General features: G+C 65.2%; 7 protein-coding genes and 1 pseudogene. 5 read left to right on the top strand and 3 right to left on the bottom strand.

Annotated elements, in window-relative coordinates; translation table 11 throughout:
• Positions 1-12 precede the first annotated feature (12 nt).
• Positions 13-12,507, top strand: a pseudogene (locus ACE04F_RS21955) (amino acid adenylation domain-containing protein); the annotation flags it as partial.
• Positions 12,497-13,894 carry an MFS transporter gene (locus ACE04F_RS21950; RefSeq protein WP_486109903.1) on the top strand — a complete coding sequence of 466 codons (1,398 nt, stop codon included), beginning with the start codon at positions 12,497-12,499 and terminating at the stop codon, positions 13,892-13,894. The pseudogene ACE04F_RS21955 and the gene ACE04F_RS21950, both read left to right, overlap by 11 nt.
• On the opposite strand, the gene ACE04F_RS21945 is transcribed toward ACE04F_RS21950, so the two are convergent.
• Genes ACE04F_RS21945 through ACE04F_RS21935 form a run of 3 tightly spaced genes read right to left on the bottom strand, consistent with a single transcriptional unit; the run spans position 13,831 to position 19,291 of the window.
• Complete coding sequence (locus ACE04F_RS21945; RefSeq protein ID WP_486109902.1) at positions 13,831-15,006, bottom strand: alpha/beta hydrolase; 1,176 nt, start codon at positions 15,004-15,006, stop codon at positions 13,831-13,833. The two genes, ACE04F_RS21950 and ACE04F_RS21945, sit on opposite strands and share 64 nt — an antisense overlap.
• 47 nt (positions 15,007-15,053) lie before the next feature.
• Positions 15,054-18,152 (bottom strand): efflux RND transporter permease subunit, encoded by a 3,099-nt coding sequence (locus tag ACE04F_RS21940; protein WP_486109901.1) that lies wholly within the window; start codon positions 18,150-18,152, stop codon positions 15,054-15,056.
• Positions 18,149-19,291, bottom strand: coding sequence for an efflux RND transporter periplasmic adaptor subunit (locus ACE04F_RS21935; RefSeq protein WP_486109900.1), 1,143 nt, complete (start codon positions 19,289-19,291; stop codon positions 18,149-18,151). Before ACE04F_RS21935 ends, ACE04F_RS21940 begins: the two co-directional genes overlap by 4 nt.
• Before the next feature lie 177 nt (positions 19,292-19,468).
• Between ACE04F_RS21935 and ACE04F_RS21930 the strand changes: the two genes are divergently transcribed.
• From ACE04F_RS21930 to ACE04F_RS21920, 3 genes are read left to right on the top strand one after another with little or no spacing between them, the layout of a single operon-like run.
• Positions 19,469-20,269: a MipA/OmpV family protein gene (locus ACE04F_RS21930; protein WP_486109899.1), complete on the top strand. Its 801-nt coding sequence runs from the start codon at positions 19,469-19,471 to the stop codon at positions 20,267-20,269.
• Positions 20,269-20,955, top strand: coding sequence for a response regulator transcription factor (locus tag ACE04F_RS21925; protein WP_486109898.1), 687 nt, complete (start codon positions 20,269-20,271; stop codon positions 20,953-20,955). Before ACE04F_RS21930 ends, ACE04F_RS21925 begins: the two co-directional genes overlap by 1 nt.
• Positions 20,924-22,288 (top strand): sensor histidine kinase, encoded by a 1,365-nt coding sequence (locus ACE04F_RS21920; RefSeq protein ID WP_486109897.1) that lies wholly within the window; start codon positions 20,924-20,926, stop codon positions 22,286-22,288. Before ACE04F_RS21925 ends, ACE04F_RS21920 begins: the two co-directional genes overlap by 32 nt.
• The last annotated feature ends 40 nt before the right edge of the window (positions 22,289-22,328 follow it).

Below are 22,328 nucleotides of genomic sequence, written 5' to 3'. Positions count from 1 at the left end.
AAAGGTGTGCAAGTGCCCCATCGCGCCGTGGCTCGCCTGGTGTGCAACAACGGCTTCGCCGATTTCAACGCCCAGGACCGCATCGCCCTCGCCGCCAACCCGGCCTTCGATGCCAGCACCCTGGAGATCTGGGCCGCGCTGCTCAACGGTGGCTGCCTGGTGGTCTGCCCTCGCGACACCCTGCTCGACGCCGAACGTTTCAACGAGCATCTGCTGCGCCACGAAGTCAGCGTGCTCTGGCTCACCGCCGGGCTCTTCCATCAGTTCGCCGGCGCCCTGGCCCCGGCCTTTGCCAGCCTGCGCTACCTGATGGTCGGCGGTGAGGTGCTCGACCCGCGGCGCATCGCCCAGGTGCTGCGCGAGTCACCGCCCCAGCACCTGCTCAACGGCTACGGTCCGACTGAAAGCACCACTTTCGCCACCACTCACCGCATCACTCTCGACGACGCCCTGGCTGGCGACATTCCCATCGGCCGGCCCATCGGCAACACCCAGGTCTATGTGCTCGACGCGCAGCGCCGGCCACTGCCCATCGGCGTTGCCGGCGAGCTGTACATTGGCGGTGACGGGTTGGCGCTGGGCTATTTGAACCAGCCGCAACTGAGCGAGCAGCGCTTCGTGCCCAACCCGTTCCAACCGGGCACGCGTTTGTACCGCACCGGTGACCTGGCGCGCTGGCGTGCCGACGGCGTGTTGCTGTTCCTCGGGCGCAACGACTTCCAGGTCAAGATCCGCGGTTTCCGCATCGAACTGGGCGAGATCGAGGCACAACTCAAGGCCTTGCCCGAGGTGACCGAAGCGGTGGTGCTGGCCGATGCCCAGCAACGCTTGCTGGCTTACTTCAGCGCCACCGGCGCCGTGCAACCCAACGAACTGCGTACGCGCCTGGCCGCTGTGCTGCCCGACTACATGCTGCCCGCCGCGTTCATCCAGGTGGACACGTTCGCCCTGACCGCCAACGGCAAGCTCGACCGCCGTGCGCTGCCCGAGCCCGACGAAAATCATTTCGCCCTGCACCGCTACGAAGCGCCGCAAGGGCCGCTGGAAAGCCGTCTGGCCGAGCTATGGGCGCACGCCCTCGGCGTGCCGCGGGTCGGTCGCCAGGACAACTTCTTTGCCCTGGGCGGCCACTCCTTGCTGGCGGTGCAACTGGTCGAGCGGATGCGCGCGGAAGGCTGGGCGACTGATGTCCGCAATCTATTCAGCGCACCCACAGTCGCCGCACTCGCCACGTCGCTGGCGCATCGAGAAGTAACCGCGGGCCACGACCCTGCCCAACTGGGCGTACCGGTACCGCCAGGCTGCACGCGCATCACCCCCGAGTTGTTGCCTCTGGTGGAGCTGACTCAGGCGCAGATCGATCGCATCGTCGCCACCGTCGAGGGCGGTGCCGCCAACGTGCAAGACATCTACCCGCTGGCACCGTTGCAGGAAGGCCTGTTCTTCCATTATTTACTGCAGGACCAAGGCGACACCTACCTGCTGCACACCACGCTGGCCTTCGATGATGAAGCGCGACTGGACGCTTTTTGCCGGGCACTGCAACGGGTGATAGCCCGCCACGACATCTTGCGCACGGCCCTGGCCTGGGAAGATCTGGAGCAGCCCGTGCAGGTGGTCTGGCGCGAGGCGCCGCTGCCGGTGGAGATCTTGCGCATTACTCAGACCGATGCGCTGGCCCAATTGCAGGCACACACCGATCCCCGCCAGCGACGCCTGGACATTCGCCAGGCGCCCCTGTTGCGCGTGGTGAAGGCGTTCGACCCCGGCCAGCAACGCTGGTTGTTGCAGGTTTTGCATCATCACCTGGTGCTGGACCACACCACCCTGGAACGCATGGTCGAGGAAATCGTCCTGATCCAGCAAGGCGACGAAGCGCAGCTGCGTGCCCCGCTGCCGTTCCGCAACTTCGTCGGGCATGCCCGGCGCAACCGTGACAACGCCCGACAGCAGGCATTTTTCGAAGCGATGCTGGCCGATGTCAGCGAGCCTACCGCCCCGTTTGGCTTGCTGGATGTGCAAAACACCGGCGATATCGACGAGGTCCATGACACCCTCGATCCTGCGCTGGCGCAGGCCCTGCGCCAGGCTTCGAGACGCCATCAGGTGAGCATCGCCAGCCTGTTCCACCTGGCCATGGCGCTGGTCCTGGGCAAGGCCACCGGCCGGGCCGACGTAGTGTTCGGCACGGTCTTGCTGGGCCGCTTGCAAGGGGTGCAAGGCGCCGATGAGGCATTGGGCGTTTTCATCAACACCCTGCCGCTGCGCCTCGACTTTGCCCAGAGTTCGGCAAGCGCAAGCCTGCAACAGACGCACCAGGCGCTCCTGGCCCTACTTGAACACGAACACGCACCACTGGCGATGGCCCAGCGTTGCAGCAGCGTACCGGCCGGCATTCCGTTGTTTTCCGCGCTGCTCAATTTCCGCTACAGCTTGCAAGACACGCCCCACCAAAGCGTTGAGGGCATGCAAGTGCTGAGCACCGCGGAACGCACCAATTACCCCTTCACCGTTTCGGTGGATGATCTAGGCCAGGGCTTCAGCGTGACCACGCAGATTGCCGGGACCGTCGGCGCGCAACGGACCTGGAACTTCTTCCACCAGGCCCTCGCCTGCCTGGTCGAAGCCCTGGAAAGCAGCCCGGACAGGCTCGTCCGCAGCCTCGATATCCTGCCAGCAGAAGAACATCGTCGACTGGCCCGCTTCAATGCCACGCAGCGCACACAACCCAAACGCGCCTTGTTGCATGAACGCTTCGAAGCCCAGGCCCGCCTGACGCCAGACGCACCAGCGCTGCGCTGCAAAAATCGCCTGCTCAGCTACGCACAGCTCGATCGCCAGGCCAATCGCCTGGCCCGCCATCTGCAGGCGCTGGGCGTCAGCCCGGATGTCCGGGTCGGCATTCACCTGCGGCGTTGTCCGGAAATGGTCGTGGCGTTGCTCGCCGTGCTCAAGGCGGGGGGCGCCTACGTCCCGTTGGACCCGGCCTACCCGCTGCAACGCCTGACCCATATGCTCGACGACAGCGCCCCCGTTGCGGTGCTGACGATGAGCGACGCGCCGTTCGATCTCACCCTGGCCGTCAACTGCCAACGGCTCAATGTCGACGAGGCCCTGAGAACCGGCGATGAGGCACCGGTGGGCGTGGCGCTGGACGGCAACCACCTGGCCTACATGATCTACACCTCCGGCTCCACCGGACAACCCAAGGGGGTGATGATCGAACACCGCAACGCGCGCAACTTCCTTGATTGGGCGTTACGCACGTTTGACGACCAGACTCTGGCGCGGAGTCTGTTCAGCACCTCGATCAACTTCGATCTGTCGGTGTTCGAATGTTTTGCGCCGTTGTCCTGCGGCGGCACTCTGGAGCTGGTCGACGACGCCCTTGCCCTGCTCGGACAGCGCCCCGAACTGAGCCTGCTCAACACTGTGCCGTCGGCCGTCGACGCCTTGGTGCGCGCCGATGCGCTGCCGGGATCGCTCAGCATCGTCAACCTGGCGGGCGAAGCGTTGCCACAACACCTGATAGAGCGCCTGTTTGCCCGGAGCTCAGTGCGCCAGGTCAATAATCTCTACGGGCCGACCGAGACCACGGTGTATTCCACCTGGGCCTCGATGGACCGTGAGCGGGGTTTTGTTCCGCACATTGGCCGACCGATTGACAATACTCAGATACATGTCCTGGATGATGCGCGGCAACCGCTGCCGGTCGGTGTGATTGGTGAGCTGTTCATCGGCGGGGCCGGCGTCGGCCGCGGTTACCATCGGCGCCCCGAACTGACCGGTGAACGCTTCCTGCCCGACCCGTTCAGCGCGGATCCGACGGCGCGCCTGTACCGCACCGGCGACCTGGGTTTCTGGGATGCCGATGGCCAGCTGCATTACCTGGGACGCAACGACTTCCAGGTCAAGATTCGCGGATTCCGCATCGAACTCGGCGAAATCGAAGCGGCCCTGCTCGCGCTGCCGCAAGTGGCCGCCGCCGCGGTGCTGGCCGTCCGACGCGAAGGGCGTGAACCGGCGCTGGTGGCCTATGCCGTGCCAGTCACCGACGCCGCACCGCTGGCGGCAACGGCGCTGCGCGAAGGGTTGGCGAGCCGCTTGCCGGGGTACATGGTGCCGGCGCTGGTCATGCTGCTTGACGCACTGCCGCTGACCCCCAACGGCAAGCTGGACCGCGCGGCCCTGCCCTTGCCCGGCGAAGACGCCTGGAGCGCGCAGGCCTACGAAGCGCCACAGGGCGAGCAGGAAATGCTCATGGCCGAGATCTGGGCCGACCTGTTGGGCGTCACCCGAGTGGGCCGTCATGATCACTTCTTCGAACTCGGCGGCCATTCACTCCTCGCGGTGCAGTGGGTTTCCCGGGTGCGCCAGCGCCTCGGGCTGGAACTGCCCTTGGCAACGTTGTACGCGCACCCGACCTTGGCCGCGCTGGCCGCCGTCATGGGCGCTGCGACCCGCAGCGAGCTGGCGCCCATCGCGGTACTGTCGGAATCTGCTGAACGGCCGTTGTCGTTTGCCCAGCAACGCCTCTGGTTCATCGCCCGCCTGGACGCCCAGGCGAGCGCTGCGTACCACATCAGCGGCGCCTTGCGCCTGGCCGGCGAACTGGACGAGGCCGCGTTGCGCAACGCTCTGGCACGCATCGTCGAGCGCCATGCCGTGCTGCGCACGCGCTTCATCGAGCAGGACGGAGAGGTCCGGCAAGTCATCACTGCCGAGCCGCACTGGGCCTACCAGCGCCGGGAACTGCAAGCCCCCGGCCCGGCCAATCTGCAACAGGTCCTGGCCACCGAAGCGGCCCAGCCGTTTTCGTTGAGCGAAGGTCCGTTGCTGCGCGTGCTGCTGGCGCGCCAGGCGCCTGACAGTCATGTGTTGCAGGTCACGCTGCATCACATCATCGCCGATGGCTGGTCGATCGGTGTGCTGATCAACGAACTGTCCGCCCTGTACCAGGCGTTCCGCAAGGGTCTGCCGGATCCGCTCCCGCCGTTGTCGATCCAATACGCCGACTACGCGGCCTGGCAGCGCGATTGGCTGGCTGGAGAACGCCATGCCGAGCAACTGGGCTTCTGGCTTGAACACCTGCGCGGCGCCCCCGAGCGGGTGGACCTGCCCGGCGATCGTCCGCGGCCCCCGCGCCAGGATTTCGCTGGCGCGCGGCTGACGGTGGCGCTGGATGAACCGACCAGCGCCGCGATCAAGAATCTGGGCCGACGCCATGGCACCTCGCTGTACATGACTTTGCTGGCGGCATGGGCGATTGTCGTGGGTCGCCTGGCCGGTCAGGAGCGGGTGGTGATCGGCACCCCGGTCGCCAACCGCACGCGTAGCGAAGTCGAGCCACTGATCGGCTTCTTCGTGAACACCCAGGCGCTGTGCATCGACCTGGCCGGGCAAGCGCAGGTCGGTCAATTGCTGGCCCAGGTACGCCAGCACGCATTACAGGCTCAGGCGCATCAGGACCTGCCGTTCGAACATGTCGTCGAGGCCCTCAACCCGCCCCGCTCGCTGGCGCACAGCCCGGTGTTCCAATTGATGTTCGCCTGGCAGAACGCGCCACGCAGCACACTTGATCTCGATGGCCTGCGCCTGACCAGCCTGGCTGCCGAACAGACCACTGCGCCTTTCGACCTGTCCCTGGAGCTCTATGAAGCCGAAGGCCGCATCGTCGGCGGCATGAACTACGCCACCGCGCTGTTCGATGCCGCCAGCGTAGAGCGACATTGGGCTTGCCTGGTCAACGTGCTCCGCCAGATGTGCGCCGACGACCGCCAGCCGCTGGACCACCTGTCGCTGGTCGATGCCCCGGAACGCGAGCGTCTGCTGCGCCAGCTCAACCCGCCTACGGCCGCCTATCCGCAAGCCGGCTGGGTGCACCAGCCGTTCGAGCGCCAGGCGCAGGTGCTGCCCGACGCCATTGCAATCGAATTCCACGGGCGCGCACTGAGCTACGCCGAACTCGATCACCAGGCCAATCACCTGGCCAGGAAGATGATCGACCTGGGAGCAGGCCCTGGCCAACGCGTCGCAATCCATCTGCCACGCAGCCTGGAAATGGTCCTGGCGCTCGTCGCCACGCTCAAGACCGGGGCGGCCTACGTGCCGCTGGACCCCACCCAGCCACTCGCGCGCCGGCAAGCCATCATCGACGATTGCCAGCCGGGCCTGCTGCTGAGGGATGCCCAGCGCAGCGAGGCTTTGCATTGCAGCGACCGCTGCATGCCGCTGTCGGTGCGCCTGGAAGCTATGGCGTTGCAGGCGCAGACCCCGCCGGCGCTTGGGCAACCGAACGCCGACGATCTTGCCTATGTCATGTACACCTCCGGTTCCACCGGGCTGCCCAAGGGCGTCGCCATGGGTCATCTGGCATTGAGCAACCTGCTGGCCTGGCAGGCCGAGCAACCGTTGCGCGGACCGGCCCGGACCCTGCAGTTCGCTGCGCTGGGCTTCGATGTGGCGTTCCAGGAAATCTTCTCCACTCTGGGCAGCGGCGGCACGCTGGTGTTGCTGGATGAAGCCCAGCGCCTGGATCTGGCCACCTTGCCGCGCTGGCTCGGGCAGGCGCGCATCGAGCGTTTGTTCCTGCCCTACATCGCCCTGGCGGCGATGGCCGAGAGTTGGGCCGAGACGCCGTTCGAACTGCCTGAACTGCGCGATGTGATCGTCGCGGGCGAAGCGCTGCGCATCACCGGCGCGTTGCGCAGGCTGTTCAAGCGTCATCCCCGCGCGCGGCTGCATAACCACTATGGCCCCACCGAAACCCATGTAGTCTGCACCCATACCCTGCCTGACGATCCTGAGCAATGGCCGGACCTGCCGGTGATCGGCCGACCGATCAACAACACCCAGGTGTGCCTGCTCGATGCCAATGGCCATTGTGTCCCGCAAGGTGCCGCGGGCGAATTGCACGTCGCCGGCGTGGCCCTGGCCCAGGGTTACCTGAACCGTCCGGAGCTGACTGCCGAGCGCTTTATCGAACATCCATTCGAGGCCACGCCCGGCGCGCGCCTGTACAAGACCGGTGACCTGGCGCGCTGGACCGCCGAAGGGCTGTTGCAGTACCTGGGGCGCAACGATTTCCAGGTCAAGATTCGCGGATATCGGGTCGAACTGGCCGAGGTCGAGAGCTGCCTCGATCAAGTGCCAGGGCTGCGCGAGTCGGTGGTCGTGGTACTTCAGGAAGACCACCGTAACCCGCGTCTGGTCGCCTACTTCAGCGCCGAACAGACCCTGTCGCCGCTGGATCTGCGCAGCCAACTGAGTCAGCGCTTGCCCGACTACATGCTGCCCAGCGCCTTTGTGCAACTGGATATGCTGCCGCTGACCAGCAACGGCAAGGTTGATCGGCAACGCTTGCCGACCCCGCCCCTCGAAGCGTTCGCCCAGGCCGGCTACAGCCAACCCCAGGGCGACCTGGAAATGGCCCTGGCCGCGATCTGGAGCGAGTTGCTGGGGGTTGAATCGATCGGGCGCGAGGATGACTTCTTCGCCTTGGGCGGGCACTCACTGCTGGCGCTGCGTTTGTTGGCACAAGTGCGCCACCGGCTGGATCTTGAAGTCCCGCTGTCAGCAGTCTTCGCCCGGCCGCGCCTGCACGCGTTCGCCGAAGCGCTGGCCGACGCCGAACACAGTCGCCTCGGCCCGCTGCCAGAAGCCGACCGCAACCATCCCCTGCCGCTGTCGTTTGCCCAGCAAAACCTCTGGCTGATCCAGCAACTCAACCCGGACGCGACGGCCGCCTTCAACATGCCGGCGGGCTTGCGTCTGCGCGGCGTCCTCAATGTAGACGCGCTACAGGGCGCCCTGGACCGTATCGTGGAACGCCACGAAAGCCTGCGGACCCGGTTCGTCAGCATCGAAGGCCAGGCCAGGCAGATCGTCGACCCGCCACGACCGCTTGCTTTGGAAACACTGGACCTGAGCGCGCCCGGCGCGGTGGATTGGCAATCACTGTGTGCCGAAGAAGCCAGCCTGCCCTTCGACCTGACAAGCCAATGGCCGATCCGGGCGCGCCTGTTACGCCTGGACGTCGACGATCATGTCGTGCTGGTGACCCTGCATCACCTGGTCTCTGACGGCTGGTCCATGGGCATACTGACCGATGAATTCTCACGCCTCTATCAGGCCTTCGACCAGGGCCAGGCCGACCCGTTGCCGCCCCTGGCGCGCCAATACGGCGATTACGCCCTGTGGCAGCGTCAATCGCTGCACGCAGAGGAGCTGCAACGCCAGCGCGCCTATTGGCAGCGCCATCTGAGCGGCGCACCGACTTGCATAACCCTGCCCACCGATCGCCCGCGGCCGGTTCGGCAGGACTACGCCGGGGCCAGCCTGCCGGTGCGCATCGACGCCGGGTTGACCGATGGCCTCAAGGCGCTCGGGCGGCGTCATGGCACGACGTTGTACATGACCTTGCTGGCGGCCTGGGCCGTCGTGGTCAGTCGCCTGTCGGGCCAGGCAGAGGTGGTGCTCGGCTCGCCCGTTGCCAACCGTAACCGGGTCGAACTGGAGCCGCTGATCGGTTTCTTCGTAAACTTCCAGGCCCTGCGCATCGACCTTGGCGACGCGCCACCGGTGAGCTCGCTGCTGGCGCAGGTCAAAGGTCTGGCGCTGGCCGCCCAAGAGCATCAGGACCTGCCTTTCGAGCAGGTTATCGAAGCGCTCAATCCGCCCCGCTCGCTGGCCCATAACGCGATTTTCCAGTTGATGCTGGCCTGGCAGAACACCCCTCAGGGCAACCTCGATCTGGGCAACGGGCTGCAACTGCACAGTGTTGGCGCGCCGGTCAGCACGTCCAAGTTTGACCTCGCCCTGGACGTCCATGAAGTCGACGACGGCATCGAAGGTGGCTTCAACTACGCCACGGCCCTGTTCGATGCCGCCACGGTGACGCGCCACTGGCATGCGCTGCTGGCCGTGCTGCGGGCGATGGTCGACGATGACCGGCAGACAGTGACGCGCATCGACCTGCTCAGCCAGGCCGAGCGCGAGCATCTGCTGCACGGCCTCAACCCCCGACCAGCGCTGCCCGCGCCGGTCGGCGAGCGCTTGCACCAGCGCTTCGAGGCCCAGGCTGCGCGCCGTGCAGAGGCCATTGCAGTGCAATTTGGCAGGCAGACCCTGAGCTACCGCGCGCTCAACGAACAGGCCAATCGCCTGGCCCTTCGCCTGCGCGATCTGGGCGTCGGCCCGGACTGTCGCGTGGCGATCCACGCAGAGCGCGGGCTGCCAATGCTGATCGGCATTCTCGCCGCGCTCAAGGCCGGTGGCGCTTATGTACCGCTGGATCCGGTGTATCCGGCGCAGCGCTTGAACTTCATGCTCAGCGACAGTGCGCCACGCGTGCTGCTGACCCTGGACAGACTGCCGACGACGTTGCACCTGCCCACATCGTGCACCGTAGTGTCCTTGGATCCGGTCGCTGGTGACTGGGGCCGTCTGCCCAGCGAGGATCTGGCGGCGGATCCGCGAGCCAGCGACACCGATCTGGCCTACATCATCTACACCTCGGGCTCGACCGGTGCGCCCAAAGGTGTGATGGTCGAACATCGCTCGGTCATGCGCCTGTTCAGTGCCACCGACGGCTGGTTCGGCTTCAACGAGCAAGACGTCTGGAGCTTGTTCCATTCCTTTGCCTTCGATTTTTCGGTCTGGGAAATCTGGGGCGCGCTGTTGCACGGTGGTCGGCTGGTGGTGGTGCCTTACCTGACCTCGCGCAGCCCCGAAGACTTCTATCAACTGGTGGTGGACACCGGCGTTACGGTGCTCAACCAGACGCCCAGCGCCTTCTACGCCTGGATGAAACAGGCGAGTAGCGAGCCGCATCGGCTGCGCTGCATCATTTTTGGTGGCGAGGCATTGGACGCTGCCGCGCTGCGGCCCTGGTTCGAGCGGCCGGATAGCCGGGCCACGCGGCTGGTCAACATGTACGGCATCACCGAGACCACCGTACACGTCACCTATCAGCCGATCGAAGCAGTCGATTGTCATGCCCAGGCCGGGCTGGCACTTATCGGCCGGCCCATTCCGGACTTGCGCGTCTACCTGCTCGACGCGCACGGGGAACTGGTACCACAAGGCGTGGTGGGTGAACTGCATGTCGCCGGTCCGGGGTTGGCGCGTGGCTACCTCAATCAACCGGCGCTCGATGCCGAGCGCTTCCAGCCTGCGCGCTTCGCCGGCGGCCAGGGCGAACGCCTGTACAAGACCGGCGACCTCGCGCGCTGGACCGCCAACGGCACCTTGCAGTACCTGGGCCGCAACGACCAGCAGGTCAAGGTCCGTGGTTTCCGCATAGAACTGGGCGAAATCGAAGCCCTGCTCAGCGCCATCGATGGCGTGCGCTCGGCGGCAGTGGTGGCGCGTCAGGACGATGCCGGTGACCCGCGACTGGTCGCCTATGTCTTGGCCGAGACGGCCTGGCAGCTGGAGCCGGGGCAGTTGCGCGCCGCACTCGCTGAACAGTTGCCGGCGCACATGCTGCCCAGCGCATTTGTGCAATTGAAGCAATGGCCATTGACCGCCAACGGCAAGCTCGACCGCCGCGCCTTGCCGGCTCCGGACCAGCGAGCCCTGCAACAGCGTCCTTATGAGGCACCACGCGGGACTGCGGAAACACAATTGGCGCAGCTATGGTCGCGCTTGCTGGGCATCGCGCAGGTGGGCAGGCAAGACAATTTCTTTGCCCTCGGCGGACATTCGTTGCTACTGGTGCAATTGCTCGACGGTTTGCGCGAACAAGGGATGGACGTGCCAGTAGGCGCCTTGTTCAGCGCCGACAACCTGGCCGAGCTGGCCCGCCAGGTAGTCATGCCGGCAACCGCCGATGCAGCGGCCCAGGGCTTGCTGTGCATCCGCGCGGGTGTGCCAGGCCGGGCACCGTTGTTCTTCATCCATGAAGGCACTGGCGAGGCGTTGCCCTACGCCCGACTGGCGCGTTATCTGGATCCGCAACTGGGCATCTATGCGGTGCAGGCGGCTGCCGAGTTGGACGACGGTATCGACAATGCGACCCTGGCCCGCCGCTATATCGACTTGTTGCGCACGGTCCAGCCACACGGTCCCTATCGGCTCGCGGGGTGGTCGGCGGGGGGTGTGCTGGCTTATGAAATGGCCCGTCAACTGCTCGGCGAGGATTGCCCGGTGGCGTTCCTCGGCCTGATCGACAGCAGCCAGCCGGGTGCGTTGCGTGCGGCTCCGTTGGCCCTGAGCTTCGACGAACCCGGCCTGCGCCAGCAACTGCTCGGCTACCTGGCTCACCACGGGACGCCTGAAGCCACCGGGAGCGCGGCGGACGGAGCCTGGCATGTCGGGCTCGACCTGGACGCGGTGATTGCCACGGCGCAGACGCGCAGCTGGTTGCCGCGCGGTTTCGATCGTCAGGAACTGGCGCGCCGGGCCCGGCTCAACCTCAACCTGCGTAACGCCATGGTTCGCTATCGGCCGATGCCGCTGGGGATCCCCGTGCATTTGTTCAGTGCCACATCGGGACACGTCGAGGCAACCGCCTCGCGTGATCTGGGCGCGGATTGGAGAGCACTGCTGGGGGCCAGGGTGGTCGAGCAGCGCATCAACGGTGATCACTGGTCGATCATGCGCGAACCCGAACCTCTGCAACAGCTGGCGAATGGCTTGGAACAGGCATTGAAACAGGTCGAGCAGCGCCCTGCCGAACCGCCAGCCTCTCGCGCCAGCCTGATACTGCAGACCGGCACGCCGAACGCGCCTTGCCTGTTCATGATTCCTGGCGCCGGCGCCAATGTCGCCAGTTTCGTGCCGCTGGTCCAGCAGTTGAGCCCGCGACTGACAGTGATCGGCCTGCAGGCCCGAGGCTCCGACGGCCAGCACGAACCCCATGCTTCGGTGGAGGCGGCGGCCAGGGCCTATGTGCGCGAAATCCGCGCTCAGATTCCCGACGGCCCCTACTACCTGCTCGGCCATTCGTTTGGCGGTTGGTTGGCCTTTGAAGTGGCCCGTCAACTTCAAGCCGACGGCGGGCAAGTCGCGCCGGTGGTATTGCTCGACAGTCGCGCGCCTGGCGCTCGATTGGCCAGCGACGCGCATGCGGCTCTGGCCAAATATGTGGCGTTACTCGAAATGGACGCGGGCCGTGCCCTGAACCTTGATATCGAGCACCTCGCGAGCCTGGAACCGGACGAGCAATGCGTGCAGCTACTGCTGCGCATGCAAGATGCCGGTCTGATGCCGGCTCAAGCCAGGGCCGATGCACTGCGTGGCCCCTTGCGGGTATTCCAGGCCAACCTGGCGGCGGACTATCGGCCTGCGACGGTCTATACCGGCCCAGTCGTGATACTTGAGGCCGAGCGCGGACCTGTGGACGCCGGGCAAGGCTGGGAACCCTTCGCCATGGATTGCCAGCGCCATATGCTTGAGGATTGCAATCACTTGTCGATGCTCAAGGCCGCCAAAGCCTCGTCGCTGGTGCGCTACCTGCGCCAGTATTGGCCTGAGCTGGAGGCGTCGAAGACCCATGCGCCCTGAACCTTCGATGCGGCCCTGGTTATGGGCCTGGGCCGGACAGGTCGCCTCTACCCTGGGCTCGGCCCTGGCGGCGTTCAGCCTCGGCATCTGGTTGCTGCAGCAGCACGCCAGCGTCACCGACTACGCCTGGGTCATCGCGCTGTCAGCCTTGCCCGGGCTACTGCTGACACCGTTGGCCGGCTGGCTGGTGGATCGTTGCGAAGCGCGTGCCATCCTGTTAGGCGTCGAAGCGGCCAGCGGCCTGGCTGCGCTGGTCCTATGGTGGTTGTTTGAACAAGAGGTATTGGCGCGTTGGCATGTGTACGCCTTCGCGGCGATCAACTCCAGTGGGCTGGTAATGCGCATGCTCACTTGCCAGGCGGCCATTCCACGAATCCTCAGCAGCCCGCAAGCGATTGGCCGGGCCAATGGCCTGATGCAGCTGATGGTCGGCCTGCCACAACTGATCGCCCCGACCCTGGCGGCGCTGCTGCTAGGCAGCATCGGGGTTCCGGGGCTGTTGCTGCTGGATGTCGGGGTGGTGCTGTTTTCCGCCGGCGTGCTGGGCTGGCTTGCCTGGGTGGCGACGGCTGTGCGTGCCACACACCCCAGGCGCGGCGCAACCACTGGAGGATTTGCCGACGTCCTGGCCATACTGCGCGGCCGCCCGGCGCTGTGGGTGTTGCTCGCCTACCTGGGCATCGAGCACCTGATGCTCGGGCTGGCCACGACCTTGCTGTCGCCGCTGGTCCTGGAGCGTCATTCGGTACTCGTGCTGGGCACCCTGATGACCTGCGGTGGCCTGGGCATGCTGGCCGGGTCCTTGTGGGTGGTCGCCCGTCCGCCCCGACAATTGATTCGCACGGTATTGCTGGCCGATCTGCTGCTCGGTGCCGCTGTTCTGGGCATGGGCGTCAGCACTTCGCCGATAGTCCTCTACGCTGCGGCCTTCATCGCCTTCGCCTGTTTTTCGCTGAGTACCAGCAGCGACCAGAGCTTCTGGCAACGCAGCCTGCCCAGCGCACTGCTCGGTCGAGCGTTGTCGGCCCGGCAGATGGTCTGCCTGCTGGCCATGCCGGCCGGCGCACTGGGCGCGGGCGCGCTGGCCGACGGTTGGGCCATTTCGTTGATGAGCGAGAGCAGTTGGCTGCAAGCCAGGCTGGCCCCGGCGATGGGCGTCGGCAAAGTCGGCGGTCTGAGTCTGCTGTTCGCCGTGGCCGGTCTGTCGTACGTGCTGCTGGCCTGCCTGGGGCTGGCCCTTGCACCGCTGCGTCGGCTGAGTCCGGATGGGGTTGCGCCGAGCCAGCTAGACGACGCTGAATGTGCAACTGGCATGGGCGCCTTTCAGCCGCCCTGCCCGGCGCCCGCCAGCACCTCACGAATCACCCCGGACTGCCATTCGAAATAAGGATTGTAAGTCAGCCGCGCGTGGATTTTCCCTGGCTCGCTGTACCCCCAATCCGAATACCAGACCTGTTCCCCCGCTTCGCAGCGGGCCACTTCGTCGGCATTGCGGCTGTTGCGGCAGAACCGCAAGGTGCCAGAACGACCGTAGAGCGGGTTGGCTGGCGAGAAGAGGATGCCCATGTGGGAGAACTGGCTGATGCGTTCATCGGCGATGCGGTCGCTGCGCGTCAGGATGCGCTGTTGCTGCGCAGCGTCCCTGGCGCCGGTCGGCTCCGCCTGGCCATACCAGATCAAGCGGCTCGCGGCGTGGGTGAAGCGTCGCTCGAACAATTCCCGCACGTAACGCACGTCGACGACTGAGTCCTGCTCGGTCAGCACGATCACCACCGGCCGGTCGAAGTCTTGCTGCTCGATGAGCCGGCGAACCGCTACGCTGCTGCGGTAGAACTGGGCAAAGCCGTTGGTGGGTACGTTGTGGTAGCGCACGGGCGACTGCTGCGGCCGGGAGTTGTCGGGCGCTAGGATCCAGGTCTTGAAATGCGCCAGCCAGGGCGTGGCCCAGTCGTAGGACTCGCTCGAGCGAAAGGCCGGGGAAAACAGCACCAGCCCCTTGATGTCCGGGTCCTTGGCGGCATAGGCCAGCGCCAGATTGGCGCCGGTCGAGAAACCGCCCAGGTAGACGTCCGCGAATTCCTTGTGCAGCAACGCAACCTGCTGCTCGACCAACTGTTGCCACTGTTCCAGTTGCACATCGATCAGGTCGGCCGGTTTGGTGCCATGCCCGGGCAGCAATGCGACACGCACCACGTAGCCTTGCGCGGCCAGATCCCGGGCAACATCGACGAAGGACCAGGGTGAATCCCCCAAGCCGTGAAGCAACAGAATAGCCTTGGTGGAGGGAACATCGGGGCGCACCTCATAAGGGGCGTTCCAGGCCAGCTCATCGGCGCGATTCTCGGTCTGGAACAGGCGCTTTTCCTCAATCCAGGCGCGGGACGCCTGGGCATAGGCCTGGAAATTTTCCGCTTCGGTCATGGCATCGGCCGCGCTGGGTTGCCGCGCGCAGCCTGCCGTCAGTGCAAGGCATGCCAAGGTCGCGGCGACTCCCAGCATGAGCCGGCGCCAAGGCGACGCTGCATTCCTGATCTTTGCTGAAACCATCAATTGATCACTCCAGCAGCTTCGCTGCGAGAAACGTTACCGGTGCGTTTGTACAACCACTGCGCCCCATCATCCACATAGGAAAACACCACGGGTATGACCAGCAGGCTCAGCAGCGTGGACGTGACAAGCCCGCCAATCAGGACGATGGCCATCGGTGCGCGAAAGCTCGGGTCGGCCCCCAGCCCCAGGGCGATAGGCATCATGCCTGCACCCATCGCGATTGTCGTCATGACAATCGGACGGGCGCGTTTGCCGCAAGCGTCGAGGATCGCTTCCTGGCGGCTCAGGCCGTCGCGTCGCCGCGCGAGGATGATGTAGTCGACCAGCAGGATCGAGTTTTTCGTCGCGATGCCCATCAGCATGATCAGGCCGATCATCGAAGGCATGGACAATGTCGAGCCCGTCACGAACAGCGCCACGAAGGCTCCAGGAACTGAGAGTACCAGGGCGGCAAGGATCGTCAGCGGTTGCAGGAAATCCTTGAGCAGCAGCACCAGGACCATGTAGATGCATAACACTCCGGTCAACATCGCCACGCCGAATCCGGAAGCCAGTTCGCCCATGGCCTCGGCATCGCCTACCGAGGTTCGCACCAGGCCTGGCGGTAGATTCTGCAAGCCTGGCAAGGCCAGGACAGCCTGCTCGATGTCGCCCAACGGCCGGCCGTTCGTCTCGATCTCGATATTGACATTGCGCATGCGGTCGAACCGTTCGATTTGCGCCGGGCCGCTGGTGATCTCCAGCGTCGCCACGTTCTCCAGCGCGACCGGTCCACGCGCGCCGGGCACCGGCAGACGTTTCAGCGTCTCGAAATCCGCGCGGGCGGTGTCGCTCAGCCGCACCACGATAGGCACTTGGCGGTCGCTGAAATTGAGTTTGGCAAGTTCCTGGTCGTAATCTCCCAGGGTGGCCACGCGGAGCGTGTCGGCAATCGCGCTCGCAGTCACGCCCAGGTCGGCGGCCCTGGCGAAGTCCGGCCGAACCACCAGCTCAGGGCGCATCAGGCTGGCGGTCGAGATCACCGCGCCCACGCCCGGCACGCTACGCAGCTCTCGTTCCACCTGCTGCGCATGTCGAGTGAGCAAGCTAGCGTCCTCACCCGCAAGCACCAGCACGTAGTTTTCCGACTCGCCCATACCGACCTTGATCCGTGCCCCAGGCAACACGGCAAGCGCTTCGCGCAGCTGGTTTTCCAGCTGTTGCCGGGTCAGTCCGGGACGCTCGTTGCGGCGCGTCAGATTAAGCGTCAGTACCGCCGTGCGGACATTTGCGACATCGCCGTCGGCCGGTTCGATCGGGTCCGCGCCGGCGCTGCCATCCCCCACCGCGGTGTAGACCTTTTTGACCTGCTGATTTTGCGTCACTATCTGCCGCGCTTGCTCAGCCAGCGCCAGCGTGTCGCCCAGCTTGCTGCCGGGCGCAAGCGTAAGGGTGACCTGGGTTTGCCAGTCGTCATCCGGTGGAATGAAAGTGCCCGGCAAAACGGTGGCGAGCAGCAGTCCCCCAACGAAAAAAACCGTGGCGCCGAGGAGGGTCACAGCGCGATGGCGCAGGCACCAGCGCGCCCACGACAGGTAGCGATTTATCCACTCGGCGGCCCCGCGCGCCGGCCTTTTCGGCGCGCGCATCAGGTAGGCCGCCATCATCGGCGTCAGCAAGCGGGCGACGACGAGGGAGAAAAACACCGCTGTCGCCGCCGTCCAGCCAAACTGGACGAAGAACTTGCCGACCGTACCGCTCATGAAAGCCGTGGGCAGGAACACCGCGATCAGCGTGAATGCCGTGGCGACTACCGCCAGGCCGATTTCATCGGAGGCATCCATGGCCGCTTGATAAGGCTTCTTGCCCATCTGCAAATGGCGCCCGATGTTCTCGACCTCGACGATGGCGTCGTCCACCAGCACGCCGACGACCAACGACAGCGACAATAACGTCACGGTGTTGAGGGTGAACCCCATCCAATGCATCACGGCGAACGTCGGTATCGCCGACAGCGGCAACGCGACGGCCGAAACGAAGGTCGCGCGCCAGTCCGGCAGGAAAAGGAACACCACCAGCACCGCGAGCGCCGCGCCTTCATAAAGCAGGTGCATGGATCCCTGGTAATTCTCGCTCACTGGGTCGACGAAGTTGAAAGCCTGGGTGACGGTGATTTCGGGGTGACGGGTCTTGAGCAACTCCAGGGCGGCGCGTACGCCTTCATCCACCTCGATTTCGCCGGCGCCTTTGGCGCGGGTGATTTCAAAGCCGACCACTGGCTTACCGTCGAGGAACGCCGCCGAGCGGGGTTCGCCGACGGTATCGGAGACTGTGGCGAGCTGGTCGAGCCGGACACGCCGGCCGTCGCTCAAGGTCACGTCAAGCAAGGCGATTTCCCCGGCCGACTGCACCGTGGCGAGGGTGCGCACCGTCTGCTCGGCGCCGCCCAGGTCCACGCGTCCGCCCGATGCTTCTTGCTGGATCAGGCGCAGCTGGCGAGAGATGTCCAGGGCCGAGGTGTTCAGTGCCAACAGACGCGCGGGATCGAGGTCGATGCGGATTTCCCGGGCCACCCCACCGACCCGAGTGACGGCCCCCACGCCAGGCACCGCCAGCAAGGCCTTGCTGACGCTGTTGTCGACAAACCAGGACAGCGCTTCGTCGTCCATGCTCGTTGCCGAAACCGTGTAGGTCAGGATCGGCGCACCGGCGAGTTCGATCTTGCGGATCACCGGGTCGCGCAGGTCGGCGGGCAGGTCGGCGCGAACCCGTGAGACCGCATCACGCACATCATCAAGCGCTTCCTGGGTGGACTTGTCGAGGTGGAACTCGACTGTGATAGCGGCGTTACCGTCGCTCAGGATGCTCTGGATATGCTTGACGCCCTGCACCGTTGCGAGCGAATCCTCAAGCTTGCGGGCCACGTCATTTTCCAGCTGCGCGGGCGAAGCCCCGGGGAGCTCGACCGACACGCTGACCATCGGCAGATCGACGTCAGGGAGGTCCTGGACCTTCATCTTCCAGAAGCCCATCAAGCCGGCAAAGGTCAGCAGGATGAACAACAGGACCGAAGGCGTCGGATTGCGGATCGACCAGGACGATACGTTGAGGCTCATTGCGCGCTCCCCCGTGGTGGGTGGGTGTTCATTGGGTCGGTGCGTGCCTGGACAACCCGGACGAGATCACCCTCGGCAAGAAAACCGCCTCCGGTTTCGACCACCGCGGCGCCAGCGTCGATACCCGCGGTTATCTCGATACGGTCGCCAACGCGGCGGCCGACCGTCACCTTGACCTGGCTCACCTTCAAGTGCGGTCCGACCTGCAGCACGTAATTGAAACCGTCACGCTGCAGCACGGCGCTCTGGGGCAGCGTCATCATCCGTTCGGCGGCTACTTCGAACTCGCCACGGGCAAACATCCCGGCACGCGCCGCCGTGCCCGCGGGCAAGTCGACGTAGACCAGGCCGTTGCGAGTCTGCAAGTCGACCGTCGGTGCGACCCTGCGCACCCGGCCCTCGATCGCCTCGCCATTGACCGGAGTTACCTGCGCGAGCTGGCCGGGGCTGAATTTGACCAGGTCGGGGGCCGCGACTTCGGCGCGCCATTCGAGCCGTCCGTTGCGAATCAAGCGGAACAGCTCTTCGCCTGCGGGCAGTACCGCGCCCACCGTGGCACTGCGCGCCGAAATCACCCCGTCATCGGGGGCCAGGACCCGGGTCTGGGCCAGGCGCAGATGCTGGACACGCTCCAGCGCCCTGCCCGCCTCCAGTCGCGCCTGAGCCGTGCGTTCGGCCGTCAGCTGTTGGTGAACCTCCTGCTTCGACAGCGCCCCGCTCGACTGCAATTGACGGGCGCGCTGCGCATTGGCCCGCGCCTCGGCAAGCGTCGCTTGCGCTTCGGCGGTGGCGGCACGACGCTGGGTGAGTTCAGCGGCCATCGTCTCGGCGCTGAACGTGGCAAGTACCTGGCCGCGCCGGACCACATCGCCAACGTTGACCATGACCTCGGCCAACCGCAAGCCATCGGCTTCGGTGCCGACACTGGCTTCCTGCCAGGCGACAATGTCGCCGTTCGCCTGGATACGGACCGGCAGCATGGACGATTGCAGCTGGGTGACGACCACCGTCAGCGCCGGCCTGGCGGGCACCTCGGCCTTGACTTGGCGAACGCCGGGCGAGACAACGCGCATTCCGACGACGATGGCGCAGGCGACGGTCACGACAAACAGTACGACATGCCGTGTTTTTCTTTTCATAAGGTTCGTATTCCTGCGCAAGAAGCCGCGTTTGCTTGAGGCGGCAACTATCCGCCAGCAAACCTTGCGCAAGTCTTACCGGCAAAAAGGCGCTGACCCGGGCCGAACCGTAAGTGTTCAGTAAGAAGAAGTTCTCAACGATAGGGACGCTTTCATCCCATTGATCCGGAGACTTCCATGCCCCTGTCCATTTCGAAAACTGCAATTGCGATCCGGTTGACCACCGCCGGCACGGCGTTCGTGCTGGGCGCGTGCGCGTCGACGGCGGCCAGCGCTGACCAGCCTGAAGGCTCCGCCTGGGGCCTTGGCGTGGGTGCGGTCAGCAGCCAACAGCCGTACAAAGGCATCGACCGTGACAGCGAGGTCCTGCCGCTGATCTATTTCGAGAATGAATACCTCCGGGTCTTCGGCCCCAGCGCCGAAATCAAGCTGCCGGGCCTGGAGATCAGCGACACCCAGCAGCTCGATTTCAGCCTCGTCGGCGAATACGATTTCAGTGGCTACGATGACGACGACGCACGAATCCTGGAGGGCATGAGCGATCGCAAGGGCGGATTCTGGGCGGGTGCCAAGGTCAAATGGCGCAGTGACCTGGCCGATGTCAGCGCCGAGTGGCTGGGCGACGTTTCGGGTAACAGCAAGGGCCAGCGTTTCACCCTGGGCCTGGAGCGATCCTGGCGGATCGGTGAACACATCATGCTGACGCCGCGGCTGGCGGCCATCTGGCAGGACGAGAAATACGTCGATTACTACTTCGGCGTTCAGGAAAATGAAGCTCGCATCGATCGGGCGGCCTATGATGGAAAGTCCGGCATCAACACCGAATTTGGCGTACGTGGAAACTATATGTTCGATGACCATCACTCCGTGTTCCTGGACCTCAAGGCGACGAGCCTTGCCAACGAAATCAAGGACAGCCCGCTGGTCGACCAGTCCAGCGAGAACAGCGTGCTGTTCGGCTATCTGTACCGTTTCTGATGAGCCGCATTCTGCTGGTCGAGGACCACGAACGCCTCGCGCAACTGGTGTGCAAGGGCCTGTCGAGCGCCGGTATCGCCGTCGATGTCATCAGCCGCATCGATGCGGCGTGGGCGGCAATCCAACAGGTGCCTTATCAGGCGCTGGTGCTCGATCGGGGCCTGCCGGATGGCGATGGGCTGCAGTTGCTGGCGCGTTTGCGTAACGCCGGGCTGGGCCTGCCGTGCCTGGTCCTGACCGCGCGTGACGCGCTGCATGACCGGATCGAAGGCCTTGATGCGGGGGCGGATGATTACCTGCCCAAGCCGTTCGCCATGGACGAGATGGTCGCGCGCGTGCGAGCCCTGCTGCGTCGCCCCGCAGAGCGGCGTTCGTTGGCGCCTTCCCATGGTGACCTCAGTGTGCAGCCCGACACAGGCCTCATGTGCAGCGTCGAAGGGAGCATTCCGCTAGCGCCGGCGGAGATGCAGATCATGCTGTTGCTACTGCGCAAACCTGGCGAAATCGTCCGTCGCAGCGCCATCGAGGCGGCCGCGTGGGGCCTGAGCGAGGCCGTGACGCCGAACGCCCTGGACGTGGCCCTGCATCGCCTTCGCCGCAAGCTGCTGGCCATCGGTTCCCATCAACGGATAGTCAACCTGAGAGGCCTGGGTTATGCCCTTCGGCAAGACGATCTGGCGCAATAGCATCAGCTTCAAGGTACTGGTCGCCTACGTCGCGGGCGTGGGCTTGAGCATCCTGCTGATTGCATTGGGCGCGTTCGCGCTCGTCACGTCCAAGAGCGATATCCTGCTGACCACCGACGTCGCCGAGCGCACCCATGAGCTGGCCGGCAAGCTGCAGTTCGACGCGGCGGGCCGACCCACCGGGTTCGACAGCAGCGAGGGCGATCGCGTCTGGACCTTCAAGAGTCTGGGCGAGGAAATCGGCTACCGGGTGCTGGATTCGCAGGCAAACGTCCTCCTGGCTTCGACTGACGAGGCATTCTGGTCCCCCGCCGCAACGGTTCGCCCCGCGGAGCAGGGGCGTTTCAAGTTCGAGCGCAAAGGCATCATGATGTACGCCGCCACCGCTCCAGTGGAGCAGGTCGACCACACCTTGTACCTGCAATTCGCCGCCAGCGAACGCCTGATAGACCTGCTGCACGAGGGCTTTGCCTGGCCTTTCATGGGCGCCGGTATCGTCCTGTTCAGCCTGGTGCTGCTCTTTGTCTTTGGCACCTGCGCCTACTTCACGCTGGGCTACACGCTCAAACCGCTGCGCGAGGTCTCGGAGTCGGCGGCGGCCATCTCCCCTCGCTCACTGCACTCACGGCTGGATGTCAAAACCGTGCCGTCCGAGGTAGCGCCGCTGGTGACCAGCTTCAACAGCGCGCTTGAGCGTCTGGAGCAAGGCTACCGCGTCCAGCAGGACTTCCTCGCAACCGCCGCGCACGAACTGAAAACGCCGCTGGCGCTGATCCGCGCACAGCTCGAACTGATGGCGCCAGACAAAGGCCGCGACTCGCTGCTCAACGATGCCGAGCATATGACGCGTCAGGTCCAGCAACTGCTGCTGCTGGCCGAGACCAGCGAGGCGCATAACTACAGCTTCGCCGCCGTGGATGTCATGGAGGTGGCGCGGCAAGCGGCAAGTTATCTGCAACGCATGGCCGACGCGGCCGATGTGCGCCTCGTCCTGACTGGCCCGACGGATGTGGCAGAGCCTTGGCAGGCCGACCGTAGCGCCTTGTTTACCCTGCTGAAAAACCTCCTGGAAAATGCCATCCAGCATGCGCCTCGTGGTACGCAAGTTTTGTTGGAGCTCAGCGTCGATGCGCTGACCGTGCGCGACTGGGGTCCTGGCGTGACGCAGGAGCAAATGGCGCACCTATTCACCCGTTTCTGGCGCGGCGCTCATCGCCGCGATCATGGCGCCGGGCTGGGCCTGACGATCTGCCAGGAAATTGCCCGGGCGCACGGGTGGACCTTGACTGCACGAAGAGCGGAGCCCGGGTTGTCGTTTTGTTTGTCTCGGTGACCGTAAAATCTGCGTCTGCCGAGGATCCAGTGTGGGAGCG

The organism is Pseudomonas sp. AGC41 (assembly GCF_057334555.1).
Note: the sequence above shows the minus strand (reverse complement) of the source record. Positions and strands in the feature narration are given on the sequence as shown.